16 protein-coding genes and 1 tRNA gene are annotated in these 18098 nt (G+C 64.1%); 9 read left to right on the top strand and 8 right to left on the bottom strand.

Annotated features, from left to right (window positions below):
- The first annotated feature begins 21 nt into the window (after nt 1–21).
- A tRNA-Pro gene (locus tag M2432_RS06080) sits at nt 22–95 on the top strand.
- A 596-nt stretch (nt 96–691) separates the two neighbouring features.
- Nucleotides 692–2095 (top strand): hypothetical protein, encoded by a 1404-nt coding sequence (locus tag M2432_RS06075; RefSeq protein WP_280825871.1) that lies wholly within the window; start codon nt 692–694, stop codon nt 2093–2095.
- A gap of 145 nt (nt 2096–2240) precedes the next feature.
- Here the strand turns inward: M2432_RS06075 and M2432_RS06070 are convergent, their stop codons facing one another.
- Nucleotides 2241–3503 (bottom strand): cation:proton antiporter, encoded by a 1263-nt coding sequence (locus M2432_RS06070; protein ID WP_280825870.1) that lies wholly within the window; start codon nt 3501–3503, stop codon nt 2241–2243.
- A gap of 1214 nt (nt 3504–4717) precedes the next feature.
- On the opposite strand from M2432_RS06070, the gene M2432_RS06065 reads away from it, so the two are divergent.
- The 3 genes from M2432_RS06065 (at nt 4718) to lfrA (ending at nt 7668) form a co-directional block, all read left to right on the top strand.
- Nucleotides 4718–5098 (top strand): nitroreductase family deazaflavin-dependent oxidoreductase, encoded by a 381-nt coding sequence (locus M2432_RS06065; RefSeq protein ID WP_280825869.1) that lies wholly within the window; start codon nt 4718–4720, stop codon nt 5096–5098.
- Between the two features lie 401 nt (nt 5099–5499).
- Nucleotides 5500–6069, top strand: coding sequence for a TetR/AcrR family transcriptional regulator (locus tag M2432_RS06060; protein ID WP_280825868.1), 570 nt, complete (start codon nt 5500–5502; stop codon nt 6067–6069).
- 87 nt (nt 6070–6156) lie between these two features.
- Complete coding sequence (gene lfrA / locus M2432_RS06055; protein WP_280825867.1) at nt 6157–7668, top strand: efflux MFS transporter LfrA; 1512 nt, start codon at nt 6157–6159, stop codon at nt 7666–7668.
- A 57-nt stretch (nt 7669–7725) separates the two neighbouring features.
- Here lfrA and M2432_RS06050 read toward each other — a convergent pair whose 3' ends face one another.
- Both M2432_RS06050 and M2432_RS06045 read right to left on the bottom strand, forming a co-directional pair.
- The gene (locus tag M2432_RS06050) at nt 7726–8886 is read right to left on the bottom strand and encodes a cation:proton antiporter (protein ID WP_280825866.1); all 1161 of its coding nucleotides are present in this window, start codon (nt 8884–8886) and stop codon (nt 7726–7728) included.
- 7 nt (nt 8887–8893) lie between these two features.
- Entirely contained in the window at nt 8894–9271 is a 378-nt protein-coding gene (locus M2432_RS06045; protein ID WP_280825865.1) for a hypothetical protein, read from the bottom strand.
- A 190-nt stretch (nt 9272–9461) separates the two neighbouring features.
- On the opposite strand from M2432_RS06045, the gene M2432_RS06040 reads away from it, so the two are divergent.
- The 4 genes from M2432_RS06040 (at nt 9462) to M2432_RS06025 (ending at nt 12609) form a co-directional block, all read left to right on the top strand.
- Nucleotides 9462–10229, top strand: coding sequence for a PadR family transcriptional regulator (locus M2432_RS06040; protein ID WP_280825864.1), 768 nt, complete (start codon nt 9462–9464; stop codon nt 10227–10229).
- A gap of 71 nt (nt 10230–10300) precedes the next feature.
- Entirely contained in the window at nt 10301–11170 is an 870-nt protein-coding gene (locus tag M2432_RS06035; protein ID WP_280825863.1) for an oxidoreductase, read from the top strand.
- Nucleotides 11171–11184: 14 nt separating this feature from the next.
- Nucleotides 11185–11901: a class I SAM-dependent methyltransferase gene (locus M2432_RS06030; RefSeq protein ID WP_280826161.1), complete on the top strand. Its 717-nt coding sequence runs from the start codon at nt 11185–11187 to the stop codon at nt 11899–11901.
- A gap of 21 nt (nt 11902–11922) precedes the next feature.
- Nucleotides 11923–12609 carry a class I SAM-dependent methyltransferase gene (locus tag M2432_RS06025; protein WP_280825862.1) on the top strand — a complete coding sequence of 229 codons (687 nt, stop codon included), beginning with the start codon at nt 11923–11925 and terminating at the stop codon, nt 12607–12609.
- Nucleotides 12610–12638: 29 nt separating this feature from the next.
- Here the strand turns inward: M2432_RS06025 and egtE are convergent, their stop codons facing one another.
- The 5 genes from egtE to egtA are packed head-to-tail and all read right to left on the bottom strand — an operon-like array spanning nt 12639 to nt 18025.
- Complete coding sequence (gene egtE, locus M2432_RS06020) at nt 12639–13757, bottom strand: ergothioneine biosynthesis PLP-dependent enzyme EgtE (RefSeq protein WP_280825861.1); 1119 nt, start codon at nt 13755–13757, stop codon at nt 12639–12641.
- 3 nt (nt 13758–13760) lie between these two features.
- Complete coding sequence (gene egtD / locus M2432_RS06015; protein ID WP_280825860.1) at nt 13761–14753, bottom strand: L-histidine N(alpha)-methyltransferase; 993 nt, start codon at nt 14751–14753, stop codon at nt 13761–13763.
- A gap of 21 nt (nt 14754–14774) precedes the next feature.
- Complete coding sequence (gene egtC, locus M2432_RS06010; RefSeq protein ID WP_280825859.1) at nt 14775–15458, bottom strand: ergothioneine biosynthesis protein EgtC; 684 nt, start codon at nt 15456–15458, stop codon at nt 14775–14777.
- On the bottom strand, nt 15459–16763 hold the full coding sequence (gene egtB, locus M2432_RS06005) for an ergothioneine biosynthesis protein EgtB (RefSeq protein WP_280826160.1): 1305 nt from the start codon (nt 16761–16763) through the stop codon (nt 15459–15461). It lies immediately after the preceding gene.
- Nucleotides 16760–18025: an ergothioneine biosynthesis glutamate--cysteine ligase EgtA gene (gene egtA, locus M2432_RS06000; RefSeq protein WP_280825858.1), complete on the bottom strand. Its 1266-nt coding sequence runs from the start codon at nt 18023–18025 to the stop codon at nt 16760–16762. The genes egtB and egtA overlap by 4 nt, the downstream gene beginning before the upstream one ends.
- Between the last annotated feature and the right edge of the window lie 73 nt (nt 18026–18098).

Genomic DNA, 18098 nt, shown 5'->3' with positions numbered 1-18098 from the left:
ATACGCTGTCGTGGCTTCACGCGGGGTGTGGCGCAGCTTGGTAGCGCGCTTCGTTCGGGACGAAGAGGTCGTGGGTTCGAATCCCGCCACCCCGACCGCGTTAACGCAGCTAAGAGGCCCTGACCGGTGATTCTGGTCGGGGCCTTTTTCTGTGCCGGTCCGCAGCTGGTCCGCTGTAGTTCGGAGGGCGGCTTCGCGCGCCTTGTCCGGTGCCGCTCCAACGAGCTCCAGGTCATCTGGGAATAGGTCGGCGTAGGTATCCATCGTCAACACAGCCGACTGGTGCCCCAACATTGTCTGCACCGCTTTCGGATTCGCGTTACCGCTGATCGCCAACGAGACGGTCAGCCGCCCTGCTCAGCAACGCCCTGGGCATAGCCACCGCCAACCGTGATCTGCAGGCCGGCGGCATGCAGTCACTCCGACCACAGCGTGCAAGGTGAATTCACCTGCTGGGCTTTCATGGACCCAAGCGCTCCGGGCCGGTGCCGACGGGGTCGATCGGCAACTGCCACGACAACGTGATGATCGAATCCTTCTGGGGCAGAATGCAAACCGAGCTAACGGCGAAAGACACCTCCGAGTTGGCCAACGCGATCTGCGAATACCTGCGGATCCCCACCGCGATGCCCAACTTTGTGATATATTTTTTCGTCGTCAGTGGTCTCCTTCTCGTGGTTGGAGCGACAAATTGATCGCAATTAACTCGGCAAATTCACCCCGCAAGATCACTGGCGCGCTCGTTGGCGTCGTGACAAGCGGATTACTTGTAGGCGCCGCATTGGGGTCGGTCCCGACGGCGAACGCGACCTGTGCGTCGTTCTTCGGAATCGGCAACGGCAACGGCTGCACCAGCAGTGTGACCGGTATCGCGATCGCTATCGGCAACGGAGCGACCGCCACCGCAGATGGGTTCTTGACCACGGCCATCGCCGTCGGTACCGGCGCCAGCGCCAGCGATGATTCGACGTCTATCCTGGCCGCGGCTACCACCCTCTTTGGCGACGCCAACACAGTCTCTGTAATCGGCGGCATATTGAACTCGGCCTTCAACTTGGGTGGCACCTCCAACACCGCCACGACAACGGGCAGCCTGTTGAACAGCGCCACCAATATTCTGGGCAGCCACATCACCCTCTCGACATCGGGCGGCTCTTTCAACCTTGCTCGCAACATTTTTGGCGACACCAACACAGTCACTGTAAACGGCAGCAGCGGCAGCGACGCCGTAAACTGGTTCGGCTCCGGCGACACCGTTACGGTGACAGGCGGTTCCGGGGGTTTTGCTCGAAACATCTTTGGCGACACCAACAAAGTCACTGTAACCGGCAGCAGCGACGCCGCGGCCGTAAACCTCCTCGGCAACGGCGAAACCGTTACGGTGACAGGCGGTTCCGGGGGTTTAGCGCGGAACTGGTTCGGCTCCGGCAATAGCGTCAATGTAATCGGCGGAACCGGCGGTTTGGCCAGCAATCTCTTGGGTGGCACCGGCAACGTGCTCACTTCCACAGGCGGGTTTTGGAATTCGGTGAGGAACATTGGCGGCGACGGCAATACAATGTCCGCCGGTAACGGTGGCAACCTGACGACTGCCCTTAACCTGTTCAGCAGCGGCAATACTTTGACCGCAGGTGGGCCAGGCAGCACTCTGGAGGCCGCTATCAACACCGGCGGAGGCAACAATGTGATCACCGCTGTTCCCGGCGGCACCTTGAGCGCCGCGTTCAACTTCTTGGGCAGCGGCAATGTAGGCAATACCGTCAGTGCAGGCCCGGGTCCGTTCGCCCTTGCCGGAACGGTCTTTCAAGACGGTCTAACCGTCACGAAGGTGAACCCCGGCATCGCGATCAACAGCTTCTTCCGCATTGGTGGAGCGGCTGCGGTGGCCCCGACGAGCACCCAAGGCACAACCGTTGCCACGGCGGTGTCCACAAACACGACAAGCAAAGCGACGGTCAGCGCAGCCGCGACGACCACCAGCAGCAACAAAGCGACCACCGTAAGCAACAAAACAAGCAAGGCGACCGGTAATGCAGCCGGTGCGACCACCGGTGGGGCCAAGACAAGCAAAGCGAAGACCGGAAGCCACAAATAAGAGCCAACGACCCCGCTGACCCGTGAGTGAACAAGGGGTCAGCGGGGAATTCGTGCAACGACGCACGATCCGGTTATTCAGCCACCCATAGAAGCCACCGGACGTCACCACCTGCTGACCGGATCGCAACGCAGTTCGGCGGGGGTCAGTGCCCGCCGCGACCGCGTGAAGGCAGCGGCTCCACTGAGGGGTGACCTTCGATTGGAGGATGCGCGCCTGTCACCCATTGGCCGTATCGCGTGGCCAACGGTGCGGCGCTGATTCCGTGGGCAAAGACGCTGAGTAGCACGGTGAACATGATCACGCCGCCCACGGTGCCGATCACCGGGGAACCCCTACCGAGTTCTTCCTGTGACAGCAGGCCGAACACGATCGTTGCCAATCCACGCGGCCCGAACCAGCCGACGAAGGCCACCGTGGGCCACTTGTAACCCGTGCCGAGCAGTGCGATGAAGACCGGGACTAAACGCAGCACGGTCAGAGCGGCGACAGCCAGTGCCAGCCACTGCCAATGGAAGCCGTTCTCGAGGACCAACAGCAAAACCGCCCCCGCGAAGAACCAAACCACGAACCCCATTAGGTCCGACGCAACCTCCAGCAGCTGGGTGGTCTCGGGCTCCTCGTCGAGGGTGACACTGGCTGCCCCGAAGACCAAACCGCCCACGAACGACGCGATGAAAGCGTTCGCGCCGACCAGCTCGGCCAAACCGAAAAGCAGCAACGGCACGGCCAGCGTGGCAATCGCCCGGCCCCGGTGACTGCTCAAGGATCGTCTACGCGAGCGGTCCATCAGCCACGCCGACGCCAGGCCCACGCCAACTGCGCAGATCAGGGCCGCCACCACCGGCATGATGCTGACCTCTAGGATTGTCGGTTCAGTGACTCCTTCTTTGGCGGCCAACACCGAAAGCGCGAGGAGCACGATAGGTGTCGCCAGGCCGTCGTTAAGCCCGCTCTCCACGTTCAAGTTGCGGCGGACCCGGACAGGGACCACGGGGTTGAGGATGGTGGGTGCGCCCAGACCGGCATCCGTCGGTGTGACTGCAGCAGCCAACAGCCAAGCCCCTGCGATCCCTAAGGTGGGCAGCAACTCCCGCGTCAGCAAGAACGTCGCCACGAGCGCCAGCGGAAAACCGATGACGAGCAGACGAACCGCGATGCCGGGTTCCCGTCTGAGTTGAGCCAGTTTCACGGTCGACGCATCGTGGAACAACACAATCACCAACGTGAGCTCGGCGATGATGTGCAACGTCGCACCGTTCATCCCCGGACCAATCAGGGAGAACACCGCAATCCCGGCGGTCATGCTGAACATCGGACCGGTGATGTTGGCGGTCGTCAGGCGCTTGGCCAGCAGGGAGTAGACGAGTACCAACCCCGCGATCACTGCAAACACGGACGCGGCCACGCAGGCAGTCTAGTGCGCAGCACGCTCCCAGAAATGTGCTCTGCCGCAAGGGCATTTCCGCGTCGCAACCAACGGGAGCACCGTTGCCGCGCCGTAGCCTGCGGGCAAGCCCCGCGCGGCGGGCACCCCCCAGGTCCCCGGCTGGCAGACGCCGTTTTCGAGCACCGGACGCGGCTTTCAGCGCCGCGCCGGTGGGACGGTCCGGATTTGGAACCCCGAGGGCGGAGCCAAATATGCGGCGACCTGATCGTCCGCGCCGATCCGTCGGTCCCCCGAGGGACGGTGGCGTCGGTCCTCTCCAAACCGTGACCCGACTGTCCATTCGTTGACGCATACGTTAATTTGGCTGGAATGTTGGGGCAACATGACCCGGCGAGCCTGGCCGACAAGGCTCAAGCCGAGTACTATCGCGGCCTCCTCGAGCAGAAGAAATCCGAGCTCGAGGAGCTTCTTGCTGTACAGGCACTTCGGTTGACACTGTGCACGAACGGGGGCGAGCTGACCTCAATTAGCCAGGCACGTGTTGCGACCCACAAAGCCGAGGGTGACCTGGGTGCGATCGATCGAATGCTCAGAGCGCTCGGGCGACGGTTTCCTGACCAGGAAGACGTGGGGAGCCGAGGCTAGAGAGCACTTGCTTGGCGTGACGTTCCACGAACAACGGGACGAAGTCGCGAACTGGTCTGCCCTCGAACCGGGCGTACTCGTCTTCGATGATGCGGTGGACTTGGGCCGGTTCGACCTGCTGGTAGGACGCGACGAGTCGGCCATAGAGTTCGTCGATGATCTACTTTTCGGTCATTGCGATCATGTCAATCAGTGTGCCCGTGTGGAGCTGCGTCTGTCGACTGAACTGACCACACTGCGACCACATTCTGGCCAGGTCCCGTGAGTCTCATCGCTTATCCATCGCGTATGACGGAGACACGATGGAAACTAGGCGGTATCACCGAGACTAGGCAGCACTCGAATTGCGAGCGTAGAGCGGGTTTTTGAGCAGTGCCGAGATTCAGTAGAACCTAGGGTCCATAAATCCGCAGGTCCCAGGTTCGAGCCCTGGTGGGGGCGCACCGACCCGAGCCGGGGGCGCACCGGGCCGGGGCACCCCGGGGGCCATTTTTATCGAAGGGCCGGCCATTCCCCTTGGCAATCTGAGGTGGTCTTGTGGGTGAAATGGACGCTACGGGCGGCTTGTTCGTGGTGGATTGGTAGTTATGGCATTTCTCCGCCCGAACGCTGCCGTTTCGCGCGCACTGAATCCGCTCGTTGTCCCGCTGATGCGCTGTCTGCCACCTTTTGCCGTATTGCACCACCGAGGTCGGCGCACCGGCCAGTGCTACGACACCCCCGTGCAGGCCTACTCCACGCCCGACGGGTGGGTGGTCGGGCTGGCGTACGACCATAGTTCGGCGTGGGTGCTGAACCTCTTGGCCGTAGGCGGCGGCGAGATGACGCGAGCAGGTCGCCGGTATCAAATAACCCAGCCGCGGCGCGTTGGACGCGAGGCGCTTGAACTTTTACCGTTCTGGGCTGCACTGGAGATGCACATGGTGGGCATTGACGACTTTCTACAGTTCGACGCCAGCGCGATCTGATCGCAGACGCCTGCGGGCCATTGTGGTTCGACGTGCGTCCCGTTGTAGATGCGGGATGCGCCAACCGGGCAGCCGGTGCCTCTGAGTAGGTCTGCGAGAGGTCGGCCCGCAGTGGGCCCGCAGCAGTTTCATTCTCGCCATAGTCCATCCAACCTCACCAACGCACAGACCAGCGCGTATCCAACAGAGCCACACCGCCCACAATCACAAACGCCCAGGTCGTGGAATTCGAGACGAAGAGGTCGTGGGTTCGAATCCCGCCACCCGACAGCATGAAGAAGGCCCTGACCAGGGATTACCCGGTCAGGGCCTTTTTATATGAGCAGCGGCTACGATCGGAAGTGAGAACAAAATGGGACACTGATGTCCCATTTTGAATACTCCGTGCTATCTTTAGCTGCATGGCTGAACTGAAATCGATCGACAGTGGCGTGCGCTCACGCACCCGCAAGGCGATCCTCGATGCAGCCGCTACCGTGCTCGCCACAAACCCCACTGCTTCACTCGGCGAGATCGCCGTGGCGGCCGAGGTGGGTCGCAGTACGTTGCACCGCTACTTCGCCGAGCGCTCCGAATTGCTGCATGCCCTCGCACTGCACGTGCACGAGATGAGCAACGCCGCGATCGATCGAGCCGAGCCAATGTGCGGCCCCCCACTCGATGCGTTGCGCCGTGTCGTCGAGTCGCAGTTGGACCTCGGGCCCATCGTGCCGTTCATCTACAGCGAGCCGACCATCAAGGCCGACCCTGAGCTGTCCGCCACTCTGGACACCGGGGATGAGGCGATAGTCGAAGTGCTGAACCGCGTTTCGGCCCGTCCCCAATCCAGCCCTTCGGACTGGCCGCGATTGGTGTTTTGGGCGTTGCTGGAAGCCGGATACGAGGCGATACGCAAGAACAGCGCACCCCGCGTCGAGATCGTCGACGCCATCATGGCCAGCCTGACCTCGGGGACGATAACACCGGACTAACCGTGATGATGCGAATTTGATTGTGAAATAAAGGATTTCGTGCCGATGCTGGCTTGGACAGCCATTCCGGCAGATAAAGGAGTACCCATGTCCACCGTCACCGTTCCGGTGTCGAACCGCACGCCCGCCCGAAGTTGGTGGGCGTTAGCCGTATTGATGCTGCCGGTGTTGCTGATCTCGATCGACAACACGGTGCTGGCCTTTGCGCTACCGAAGATCGCCGAGGCCTTCCGACCATCGGCCGCCGCTCAGCTGTGGATCGTCGACGTCTACTCACTGGTCCTGGCCACCTTGCTGGTGACCATGGGCAGCCTCGGCGACCGCTTCGGCCGTCGTCGGCTGTTGCTCATCGGTGCAACGGGTTTCGCCGCGGTATCGGCTGCCGCAGCCTTCGCGCCCAGTGCCGGCTACCTGATAGCCGCCCGTGCAGCACTCGGCGTGTTCGGTGCCATGCTCATGCCCTCGACGCTGTCGCTGATCCGCAACATCTTCACCGAAGCAACCGCCCGTCGGCTCGCCATCGCCATCTGGGCATCCTGCTGGGCCGCCGGTTCCGCGCTCGGTCCGATCGTCGGCGGTGCCCTGTTGCAGCACTTCCCTTGGGGTTCCGTGTTCTTGGTGTCCATCCCGATTCTGCTGCCGCTGTTGGCTTTTGCCCCGCAGTTGGTGCCCGAATCGCGTGACCCCAATCCCGGACCAGTTGACATCGTCAGCGTGTTGCTCTCGCTTACCGCGATGCTGCCGCTGGTGTGGGCGATCAAAACCGCTGCGCACGATGGGTTCTCCGTCGTGGTGCTGATCGCCGTCGCCGCAAGCATGGCGTCGGGCTGGTGGTTCGTCCGACGTCAAAATCGAAGCACTACACCGATGCTCGACATGCAGTTGTTACGGTTACGGCCGTTCACCGCATCGATTCTGGCCAACTTCCTGTCGGTGGTGGGGCTCATCGGGTTCCTGTTCTTCGTATCCCAACACCTTCAGTTGGTGCTGGGCCTGAGCCCGCTGGCAGCCGGCCTGGTGACGCTGCCGGGCGCGGTGGCGTCGACGATTGCCGGTATCGGCGTGGTGCGGTTGACCAAGCGGTTTGCGCCGCAGACGCTGCTCATTGCCGGATTGTTGCTTGTCGCAGCGGGATTCTTGCTGATCCTGGCGTTCCACGACAATCTGACCGTGGCGGCGATCATCGCGTCGTTCGTCGTACTGGAACTGGGTATCGGTGTGTCCCAGACGATCTCGAACGACGCCATCGTCGCGTCGGTGCCGCCGGCCAAGTCCGGAGCGGCATCGGCGGTATCGGAGTCGGCGTACGAGTTGGGCGCAGTGGTCGGCACGGCCACGCTGGGCACCATCTTCACCGCGTTCTACCGAGCCAATATCGCCCTGCCCGAGGCGCTCTCACCTACCCAGAGCGCCGACGCCGGGGAAAGCATCGGCGGCGCAATGGCTGTGGCCCGGACGCTGCCGACCGAACTCGCGGACCGTGTGGTCGAATCGGCACGTATCGCATTCGATTCCGGTATCGCGCCCACCGCAGTCATCGCGGCGGCGCTGACGCTGACCGCTGCCGGTGTGGTGGCTGCCAGCTTCCGGAAGCAATAGGCAGGCCGCCGAACGTGAGCTTGTCTGCGAGATTTTGCGAAAGCTTCGCACACAAGCTCACGTGGCCGGAGCGGCGGCTGTGGCACCTTGCCGTCGTTTGGCGACTTCGCCGGCGACCGACGTCGCGGTGATTGTCAGCAGCGCCCCGAGGATCAGTGCAGCCGGCTCGCCGGGTGCCAGCAGATGCTGTTCGGTACCCAGCGTGGCGGCGGCGACCGGAACCCCGAGTTGTGCCGATGCCAGCACCCCGAATACCAGCGGCTGGCCGACCACTCGACCCACACAGTGGGCGACGATGGCCCCCAACCCCAAAACCACACCCAACAAGATGAATTCGGGATGCTGACCCAGCTCACGCACCTGTAGCGAGGCACCCAGCCACACGAAGAACAGTGGAGCGAAAAACCCTTCGGTAATTCCGAACAGTTGGCGTGCCAGCCTTCGGGGCTCGCCTGTCGCCGACAACACCAGGCCGAGCGCGAAACCGGCCAGCATGATCGAGACATGGGTCGACTTCGCGACCGCGGCCAGCCCAAACAATGCGATCAGACTGATCCGCAGTTCCAGCGCGAGGTTGTTGATCTCCGAGTAACGGTGCATCCGCTTGGTCAGACCTCGGCCATGGAAATAGCGCAGCAATACGAACAACACAGCCGCACAGCCGGCGATCGCCAACGCGCCCACCGCCGCCCTTGGCGCGCGAGCAGGGTCGATCACCAACGGCACCAAAACAATTGATGACGCATCGGCAATCGCGATCTGAGCGGTTACCGACAGTACCGCCGGCCCAGTGAGCCCGAGGGAGTTGATGACCGGCAGCGCCAGAGCCGCGGAGGACGATGCCATGAGGACCGCGTACAGCGGCGCATGCCCGACACCGAAGCCTCGCGTAATCAATACCGCCAGCACCGTCGCAGCGGCGCCGACCATGAGCACCCGCAACACCGCCTTTGGCAGGTCGCCCCGCAGCGATTTGTCCCGTACCGGCACGTGGGTGCCGACAATGAACATCACCAGTGCAAAGCCGATGTCCGCCAGCAGCGAGAAGGTCTCGTCGGAGGCGTCCAGGATGCCAAAGCCCGTCTTGCCGAAAACAATTCCGGCAGCTAGCTCGCCGACGATCACCGGTACACCCAGCTTGGGCACAGCTGCCAGCAATGGCCCAGCCAGACCGATGACGGCCAGCAGAGCCAGCGTATTGAAGCTCAATCCCGTCACTGCGCGATCAGGATTGCCACGGCGCGAGACGGCAAGGAATATCGGTGTTCTCGTCGGTCAGATAACTGGCGCAAACCCTGTGATATCCGTCGGCGATCTGCAGTGCCACTCCGGCCCGAACGTCACCGCGCACCAACAGGATCGGTGACAGCGACTTGCCTTCGCTGACCTTCTTCAGGTCCGAGCGCACATGGGCATTGGTCTCGGGCAACAAGGCCAGCTGCGCCGCCCGCAGGATGTCCTTGGCCTTGCGCATCGTGGGCTTCGCCGTCCGCAGTCCGGCCACCGTTTTGGTGACACTGCCCTCGTCGGCCAGCATCGTCAGATAGTCGGCCGCCGCGTCATAGTCGTGGTCTTCCGGGTTATCCAGCCACTTCACTCCCATGGTGAACACATTAAGACGCGGCCGTTGCGCCACGTGGGCTTCACAGCTAATCCGAAGCTGCGGCGACCTGCGCTGCCTCGCACAGACAACCTCAATATCGGGCCATCTCTTGCATCACGATATGATTCGATATATCGTCAACGTATCGGAAGTGCACAGCACGCTTCCCGCGATAGAAGGAACCAACTACATGGACACCCCATTTACTCCACCTGACGGCCCGTTCGCGGGCCGCCCATTCACTGGCCCTACCCCGTTCGGGTTCGACCCAACCAATCCTCGCGCCTTTACCGATCCGGCCGATCGGCGTGCCCGCCACGAACAGCGTCGCGCTGCGCGACGCGAGATGCGCGACCAGTTCCGCGAACACGTTCGTGAACACGGCGGCGAAGGCGGCTTTGGTTTCGGCCCAGGATTCGGCTTTGGCCCAGGCGGTTTCGGCCCGGGCTTCGGCGCCGGACCGTTCGGCCCCGGCGGTCCCCGTGGCCGTCGACATGGTGGCCGCGGCCGCTCAGTCGGCCGTGGCCGGCGCGGCGATGTCCGCGCCGCAATCCTCAAGCTACTCACCGAGCGGCCCATGCACGGGTATGAGATGACCCAAGAGATCGCCGCCCGCAGTGACAATCTGTGGAAGCCGAGCCCGGGCTCGGTCTACCCGACGCTCCAGCTTCTGGTCGACGAGGGTCTAATCGTGCCGGCCGAAAGCCACGGCAGTAAAAAGACTTTCGAGCTGACCGACGAAGGCCGCGCCGCCGCCGACAAGATCGAGACTCCGCCGTGGGAGCAGATCGCCCAGGATGTGGATCCCGCCGCAGTCAACCTGCGAGCCGCCCTCGGCCAACTGTTCGGTGCGGTCGCGCAGTCCGTGCACACCGCGAACTCCGAACAGCAGCAACGCATTCTGGACATCGTCAACAACGCGCGCCGCGAGATCTACCAAATCCTCGGCGAAGAGTGAGACTTCGGCTGGCTTCGTCACGGCCAACGTGGCGAAGCCCGCCGAAATCGCGGGCGGGCTAGCCTGAACGCATGACGACGTTCGCCCTCGGCAACCATCAGGTCCAGCGCGTCGGGTTCGGGGCCATGCAACTGCCCGGACCAGGCGTATTCGGCCCGCCGCGTGATCACGACCAAGCCATTGAGGTCCTGCACCGGGCGGTCGACGCCGGCGTCAACCACATCGACACCGCACAGTTCTACGGGCCGAACGTAGCCAATGAGTTGATCCGCGAGGCCCTACATCCGTATCCGGCCGGTCTCGTGCTGGTCAGCAAGGTCGGTGCCCGCCGCGACGATCAGGGCAACTGGCTTCCCGCCCAGGAACCGGGCCTCCTTCGTGCTGACATCGAAGAAAACCTGAAAACCCTTGATACTGAACGACTTGCCGCGGTCAACCTGCGTGTCATGAGCGCCCACGATGACCCGAGCGCGCCCGGCGCCGTCGACCCCGCTCTATTCGACCGACAACTGACCGCACTGATCGCCGCCCGCGACGAAGGGCTGATCGGCGGCATCGGCCTGAGCAGCATCACCCTCGAGCACCTCACCATTGCTCGAGAGCGCACCGACATCGTGTGCGTCCAGAACGGGTACAACCTGGTCGATCGCACCTCCCAGCCGGTGCTGGACGCCTGCACCGAATTCGGCATCGCGTTCGTCCCGTACTTCCCGCTGGGCTCGGCCTTCAACCCGCAGAGACCAGTGCTCAATCATCCCGAAATCCAGCGGGCGGCAACAGAACTCGGCAAAACGCCAGCCCAGGTCGCGCTGGCCTGGACACTCGCGGCCGCACCCAACGTCCTGCTGATCCCCGGCACCTCCTCGGTGGCGCACCTGGAGGAGAACCTGGCGGTAGCCGACATCGAACTGCCCGAAGCCCTGATGGACGCTGTGCGGTGAGCGATATCGACCGCATGCCCCGCGGTGGGCCGCGGGCCTCGAGTCTGGATCGGCTACTGCAAACCGACGAGCCCGAATACCTCGACCGCGACGATGTCGACCCCGAGATCAAGCGCGGAGTGGTGCAGGTCCTGGACCTTGTCGGCAAATGGTTCGGCAATCACGAGAGATTCGCGCACATCGCGCTCGAAGAAGTGGCGGCCGTGCCCGACCCCGCCATCCTCGAACTCGGCGCCGGACACGGCGGGTTGTCGGCGAAGCTGCTGGAGATGCACCCCACCGCGCACCTGACCGTCACCGACGTCAACCCCGCCTCGGTGGCCGCCATCGCAGAATCTGATCTGGGGTCCGACCCTAGGGTGAGCGTCCGTCAGATGGACGCCACGGCTATCGATGCCGCCGACGGCCAGTACGCACTGGCGGTGTTCGCACTGGGCTTTCACCACCTGGCGCCGGCAGCAGCGGTACAGGTCCTCACCGAGGGCACCCGGGCAGCCGACAAGCTGGTCATCATCGATCTGCCCCGGCCGCCGTCACCGGTGCACCTGATCAGGCTCGCCACCATGTTGCCGTTGGCACCGTTCGTGCCCTTCATCCACGACGGCGTCATCAGTTCCCTGCGCACTTACAGCCCGGCGGCGCTTCAGGCGCTGGCCGACCATGCGGACGTCGATCTGGCCCTGAGCGGCGGATTGTTGGCGCCCCAGATCGCGGTCGCCACCAGACGCTGACCGGAGCGTACGTTGGAAACCATGACCGACTCTTCCAACGAAGTAATCGACTGGGACAGCGCTTACCGACAGGAAGGCCGGTTCGATGGTCCACCGCCGTGGAACATCGGTGAACCGCAGCCCGAACTGGCCACGCTGATCGCCGACGGCAAGGTGCGCAGCGACGTGCTCGACGCCGGCTGCGGATACGCCGAACTGTCACTCGCGCTGGCCGCCGACGGCTACACCGTGGTCGGCATCGAGCTGACCCCGACGGCGGTGGCTGCGGCGAAAAAGGCTGCAGCTGAACGTAATCTGACCAATGTGACCTTCGTGCAGGACGACATCACAAGCTTCACCGGGTTCGACGGCCGCTTCAACACCATCATCGATTCGACACTGTTCCACTCGTTGCCCGTCGAGGGCCGCGACGGCTACCTGCAGTCGGTCTATCGCGCCGCCGCGCCGGGCGCCAACTACTACGTCCTTGTGTTCGCCAAGGGCGCGTTCCCCGAAGAGGCCGAACAAAAGCCCAATGAGGTCGACGAGGCCGAACTGCGCGCGGCGGTCGGCAAGTACTGGGTCATCGACGAGGTCCGCCCGGCCTTCATCCACGCCAGCTTCTCGGGGCGTCCGGCCGATGCACCTTTCCAGATGCCGCCGCACGACCATGATGAGAAAGGTCGGCTCAAGCTGCCCGCATATCTGCTCACGGCGCACAAAGACTGAGCGCCGCGCGCCGCAAGAGTTGACTGCGGTCAGCCAGAGACCGCGGTCAACGCGGCGGCGAAAGTCTCCAGTTCCGCACCGGTGACATCGATGTGCGGCGAGACCCGCAACACCGGTGTGATCAACTCGAACGGCGCCCGTTCAATCCCCGCTGCGGTGGTAACGATGTGGTGATTGGCGATCAGCTTGGCACGCACCGTGGCCGGGTCCGCACCTCCGGTTGGCTCCAACGTGGTGATGGCCGTGGGCTCATCGACATCCTCGACCACCCGCCACCCTCGCAGGCCCGCAAGTGCGTTGCGGGTGAGGCGGCCCACTGCAGCCAGTTGTTCTCGGACAATCTGTGGGCCCATCACCAAGTGTTCAGCGACCGCCACCGAAAATGCCACGCGCTCAGCAATATTGGTTTCACCGAGGTCGAGCCGCTGCAGCACCGTGAGCGGCTGGCCCCATTCCGGCAAGGGAAATTTCGGGCGAAGTCGGTGTGCCACAGATGAACTGATGGCCAGTACTCCCACTCCGCGAGGTCCCGCCAGCCACTTGCGCGACGTCCCGTAGAGAACGTCAGGCGTCACCGCACAATCCAGATGGCCCAATGCTTGGGCGGCATCGACCACCACCGGTATGCCGAGTGTGCGGCACAGCCCGACGAATTCGGCCAGCGGCTGAGCCGCCCCGCGATGGCTGCCGAGCGCTGTCAGATGTGCCATCGCCGGCGGGTCGGCGCGCAACACAACGGCAGCGGCATCGATGTCCAGACGCCCGTCACGATCCACCGGCAAATGCCGCACCGTGAATCCATTCCCTTGCATGACAACAAGATTCGGACCGTATTCACCCGGCAGACACGCGATGGTCTTGTCGCCGCCCCAGGAGGCCAGCAGCAGGTTCAGCGCCCTGGCCGCTCCGGTGGTGAACACCATGTCATCGGCAGTCATGCCGGTGAGCGCGGCAATCGCAGCCTTGCCGGCCGCCAACACCGGCTCCGCCGCCTCAGCCGCAATGTAGCCACCCATCTCGGCTTCGCGCCGGGCATGCTGCGCGGCCGCATCTATCACCGCGAAACTCTGCCGCGAACACGCCGCGCTGTCGAGATGCAGGCCCGACGGCCGCGGTCGTGCAATTCGCCACAAGTGCCCGACGGCCACCGGCTACGCCTTCACTGCCAATGACAGGCCGAAGTCCCCCGCACTGTCGGTCCACCAGTGGGTGCGCTGCAGGCCGACTGCAGCCAACTCGGCCGCGACTCCATCCAGACGGAATTTGCACGACACCTCGGTCAACATCTCCTCCTCCGCCTCGAACCGGACCGTGAGATCAAGATCACGAATCTGGACCTGTTGCGCTGCATCAGATCTCAGCCACATCTCGATTCGTTCCTGCGCCGCGTTCCATCGCGCCACGTGTTCGAAGGCGGCGAGGTCGAAATCGGCATCCAGGGCGCCGTTCACCACTGCCAGCACATTGCGGTTGAACTGGGCTGTGACGCCGGCACTATCGTCGTACGCGGCCACGAGGCGGTTCGCATCTTTCACCAGATCGGTACCGAGCAAGAACGTGTCACCAGGTTGCATCGTGTCGGCGACCGCTTTGAGGAACTCGGCCCGCGGCCCGGCGGTCAGATTCCCGATGGTCGAACCGAGAAAGACGATGAGCCGGCGTCCGAGAACAGGGATGGCACCAAGGTGATGCTCGAAATCACCACATACTCCGCTGATCTCGACGCCGTCGTATTCATCGGCCAGTTCAGTCAGGGCCGAGGTCAGCACCCCCTGGTCGACATCGAACGCGACGAAGCGGCGCAACATGCCCGCATCCCGGAAGGCTTCCAGCAGGCTACGCGTCTTCTCCGAGGTACCGCTGCCCAGTTCGACGATGGTGTCTGCACCGGACGCCGCCGCGATGTCACCGGAGACGGTGCGCAAAATCTGCGCTTCAGCGCGCGTCGGGTAATACTCCGGCAGTCGAGTGATCTGATCGAACAGGTCGCTGCCCACCGAATCGTAAAACCATTTGGGCGGCAATGACTTCGGTGCCTGAGTAAGTCCGTGACGCACATCGTCACGGAGCGCCCGCGGTGCCCAGTCTGAAGCGAGGTGGTTGACCAGCGACGGTGCCGCCTTGCCTGAAGCCGTTCGGGTCATCGGAATCCTTTCCGCCCACTGTCATTCGATGGGCTTGATGGTGACACCCGTCGCGGTCACGGTGACCAGGTGCCGGTCCGGGATGTCTTGCCAGGCTGGGTCGTCGTTGTAGGGTTCGCTCGCTACCACCACGCCGTCCGGACGTTGCAGCACCGACAGGGTGTCCCCCCAAGTCGTGGCGAGCAGTCGGGAACCGTTGGCAGCCACGATGTTCAGCCGCGCAGCCGGATCCTCGATGCCGACCTGTGTGACCGTGGTAGCCAACTGGTCCAGGCCTTGGGCGAAGACGTGCGCGGCCAGCAGCGCACTGTCGACGGTCGACTCTGCCGCTCTGGACAGCGGTAACACGCCTCGGTCAACAACCCCGTTGTGCGACAACAGCCAGGTCCCGTCTGTGAACGGTGCCGACGCCGACGGTTCGATGGGCATGCCGACCGTCGCCGACCGCACCGCCGCCACCACACACCCACTGTGTAGCGCCGGGGCCACCGACGCGAAGGACGCGTCACCCCACAACGGTTTGTCACTGCGCCAGCGCCGCGGGGTCGGTCCGTCATAGAACCCGACGCCCCAACCGTCCGCGTTGATCAGCCCATGCTTCTGACGCCGCGGCGAATACGACTGCACTGCAAGACCATTCGAGGGTTCCAGCATCAGAGAGGCAACCGATACCGGACGACCCAACCAACCCAGATGACGGCACATCTATGCGTCCCAGGCCAGTCGGAGACCGGAGAAGATCTGTCGCCGGATCGGATGATCCCAATTCCGGAAGCTGGGCCGCAGAATGTCCGACGCGACCGCCCAGGACCCGCCGCGCAGCACGCGATAGTCGCTGCCACCGGCACCGTCGAAGAACGGCTGGGAATAGCGGTCGTAGATCATGGGCGTGAATCCAGGCCACGGCCGCAACCGCGAGGTGGTCCATTCCCAGACATCGCCCAGCATCTGTTCGACGCCATAGGCCGACGCGCCGGCAGGGTACGCGCCTACGGCCGCGGGACGAAGTGCGTCGCCACCAAGATTTGCCAGGATCTCGTCGGGTTCTGCTGCACCCCAAGGGAATCGGCGACGCTTTCCGGCCACCGGATCCCACGCACACGCCTTCTCCCACTCGATCTCGGTCGGCAGTCGCGCACCCGCCCAGGCGGCGAACGCCTCGGCCTCGTAGAACGTCACATGCTGCACGGGCTCGTAGGGCGGCACCTGCTCGACGTGCCCGAACCGGACTCGGGTGTTGCCGTTAGCTCCCCAGAATTGTGGTGCCGTCAGCCCGGCCCGTTGCCGATGCTCCCAGCCCTCCGGCGACCACCAATTCGGTTGGTGGTAGCCACCATCGGCCATGAACTCCTGCCACTGTGCATTGGTCACCGGCACCCGACCGATCCGGAACGACGGGATATCGACCACATGCGCGGGACGTTCGTTGTCGAGCGAGTGGGGCTCGTCGGCCGCATCAACACCGAGCACGAACGGCCCGCCGGGTACCAACACCGAAGTGCCAGCCACGCCATCACGGCCGGGTGGCAGCGGAGTTCCCAGCCCGAGCAGCGCAGGGCCGGTGCGCAGGTTCAGCGCCTGCAGCATGGTTTCGTCGTGCTGGTTCTCGTGGCTGATCACCAATGCGTAGACAAAGGCATCGCGGTCGTCACCATCACCACGGTCGCCCAAAACCTCAAGTGCATCAAGCACTTTCCCGCGCACGTTACCGCAGTACCAACGAGCCTCGGCGGGCGGCAGCAGCGGCAAGGCAACCCGGCTGGCCCTGGAGTGCACGAACGCGTCGTACAGCCCGTCGACCTTCGGCTCCAGCAGGCCCGGTCGGTTTGGGTCGCCACCACGCAGGAGCCACAGTTCCTCTTGCTGGCCGATGTGCGCCAAGTCCCAGACCAGCGGACTCATCAGCGGGTCGTACTGACGCAGCAGTTCGGCGTCATCGAATTCGACCAGCGCCAGTGTGCGGTCCCGGGCCCTGGCCAACCCACGGGCCAGCTGCTCCGCGCGGCTCACCATTGCCCCTCCGCGAATTCCGTTATGGTCGAAGCGATCCCGCGTTCGACGACCAGGTCGGCAAAATCCTCTGCAACAGAGCGGCCCCGCTGCACTCGCTGCAGCAGGCCGTCCACGGCCGGCCGCAGATCCGCCGGTGCCGCCTCCGCCGCGACCTCGACACAGCGCATCGCGGACGCCCGCAATCGCAGATCGGCCAGTCCCCTACGCGCTGCTCGGTCCCATGCCGTTGCTACAGATTCCGTTGCTTCCCAAGCAATTTCAGCTAGTTCAGGGTTATCCAAGAGCGTCACCAAGGTGAACACCACAGCCGGCCACAACGTATCCGGCAGGGCGTCCAGGTAGCGAACCTCCAGCCAACCGCGCGGACGCACCGGCGGGAACAGTGTGGTCAGGTGGTAGTCCAGGTCGGCGGTGGTAGGCATACGCCCGCCCAGCAGGGTGCGCCCCTCAGCCCAGTCCGCAAAAGGCACCCACTCGATCACCGGCTCCGCTTCTGGCGTGTGCACCAGCATCACTGGCGCCTTGAGGGCATAGCGGGCCCAGTCGCTGGCTGGGTCGGCACCGAACCCCAAGATGGGACCGCACCGGGCGGTGTCCAGCTGCCCCCAAATCCGTTGGCGGGTACTGCGCCATCCGGTGAACCGGCCGGCCAGCATCGGTGAATTCGCCGCGATGGCAATCATGGTCGGGCCCAGTGCATGGGCCAACCGGACGCGCTCGGCCCAGCCGTCGCGAGGCCCGGCCTCGATGTTGATCTGCAACGAGGCCGTAGAAGTCATCATGGCCGCGCCCGGGACAGCCGAACCGCTGGCCGCGAAAAATGCCTCCATTGCCTGATAACGCGGGCCGGGGTTGACCCGGGCCTGCGGGCGTAGCGGATCGGTGCCGGTGTACGCCAGGCCCAACCCGCGGCGGCGCATTGCCGCCCGAAGTACGCCCTGGTCGCGGCGCATTGCCTCGATGGCGGCCGCTGCCCCATCCAGCGGGGGCCCGGAAAGTTCTACCGCACCGCCCGGTTCCAGGGTGATGGCGCTGCCGCCCGGCAGGTCGGGCACCGAGGCGACCGCTTCGGTGAGTTCGGCCCATCCGGGCCGGCGCATCGGGTCGGCCAGGTCGAAGCAGTGAGCCTCGAGTTCAAGGCCTACCCTGCCGACCGGACCGTCGATCAGGCAATCGTTGACATGCTCTGCAGCGCCGTGTGCACCGGCCAACTCGGGGTACGCAGAGTGAATCGGACGCGCGGCGGTGGCCGTGCTCATCGAACAACCCCTCCCCGGACTCCGCGGTATCGCGACAGTCCTTCGGTTGGTGTTCCCTCAGGCCGGCGCCTCA

The sequence above is a fragment of the Mycobacterium sp. OTB74 genome (assembly GCF_029892685.1).
GTDB lineage: Bacteria > Actinomycetota > Actinomycetes > Mycobacteriales > Mycobacteriaceae > Mycobacterium.
Note: the sequence above shows the minus strand (reverse complement) of the source record. Positions and strands in the feature narration are given on the sequence as shown.

Bases quoted from the DNA above. Each gene is read 5' to 3' on its own strand.
- M2432_RS06065 (WP_280825869.1), top strand. From the start codon at position 4,718: ATGGCATTTCTCCGCCCGAACGCTGCCGTTTCGCGCGCACTGAATCCG.
- M2432_RS06060 (WP_280825868.1), top strand. From the start codon at position 5,500: ATGGCTGAACTGAAATCGATCGACAGTGGCGTGCGCTCACGCACCCGC.
- lfrA (WP_280825867.1), top strand. From the start codon at position 6,157: ATGTCCACCGTCACCGTTCCGGTGTCGAACCGCACGCCCGCCCGAAGT.
- M2432_RS06045 (WP_280825865.1), bottom strand. From the start codon at position 9,271: ATGGGAGTGAAGTGGCTGGATAACCCGGAAGACCACGACTATGACGCG.
- M2432_RS06040 (WP_280825864.1), top strand. From the start codon at position 9,462: ATGGACACCCCATTTACTCCACCTGACGGCCCGTTCGCGGGCCGCCCA.
- M2432_RS06035 (WP_280825863.1), top strand. From the start codon at position 10,301: ATGACGACGTTCGCCCTCGGCAACCATCAGGTCCAGCGCGTCGGGTTC.
- M2432_RS06030 (WP_280826161.1), top strand. From the start codon at position 11,185: ATGCCCCGCGGTGGGCCGCGGGCCTCGAGTCTGGATCGGCTACTGCAA.
- M2432_RS06025 (WP_280825862.1), top strand. From the start codon at position 11,923: ATGACCGACTCTTCCAACGAAGTAATCGACTGGGACAGCGCTTACCGA.
- egtD (WP_280825860.1), bottom strand. From the start codon at position 14,753: ATGACCCGAACGGCTTCAGGCAAGGCGGCACCGTCGCTGGTCAACCAC.
- egtC (WP_280825859.1), bottom strand. From the start codon at position 15,458: ATGTGCCGTCATCTGGGTTGGTTGGGTCGTCCGGTATCGGTTGCCTCT.
- egtA (WP_280825858.1), bottom strand. From the start codon at position 18,025: ATGAGCACGGCCACCGCCGCGCGTCCGATTCACTCTGCGTACCCCGAG.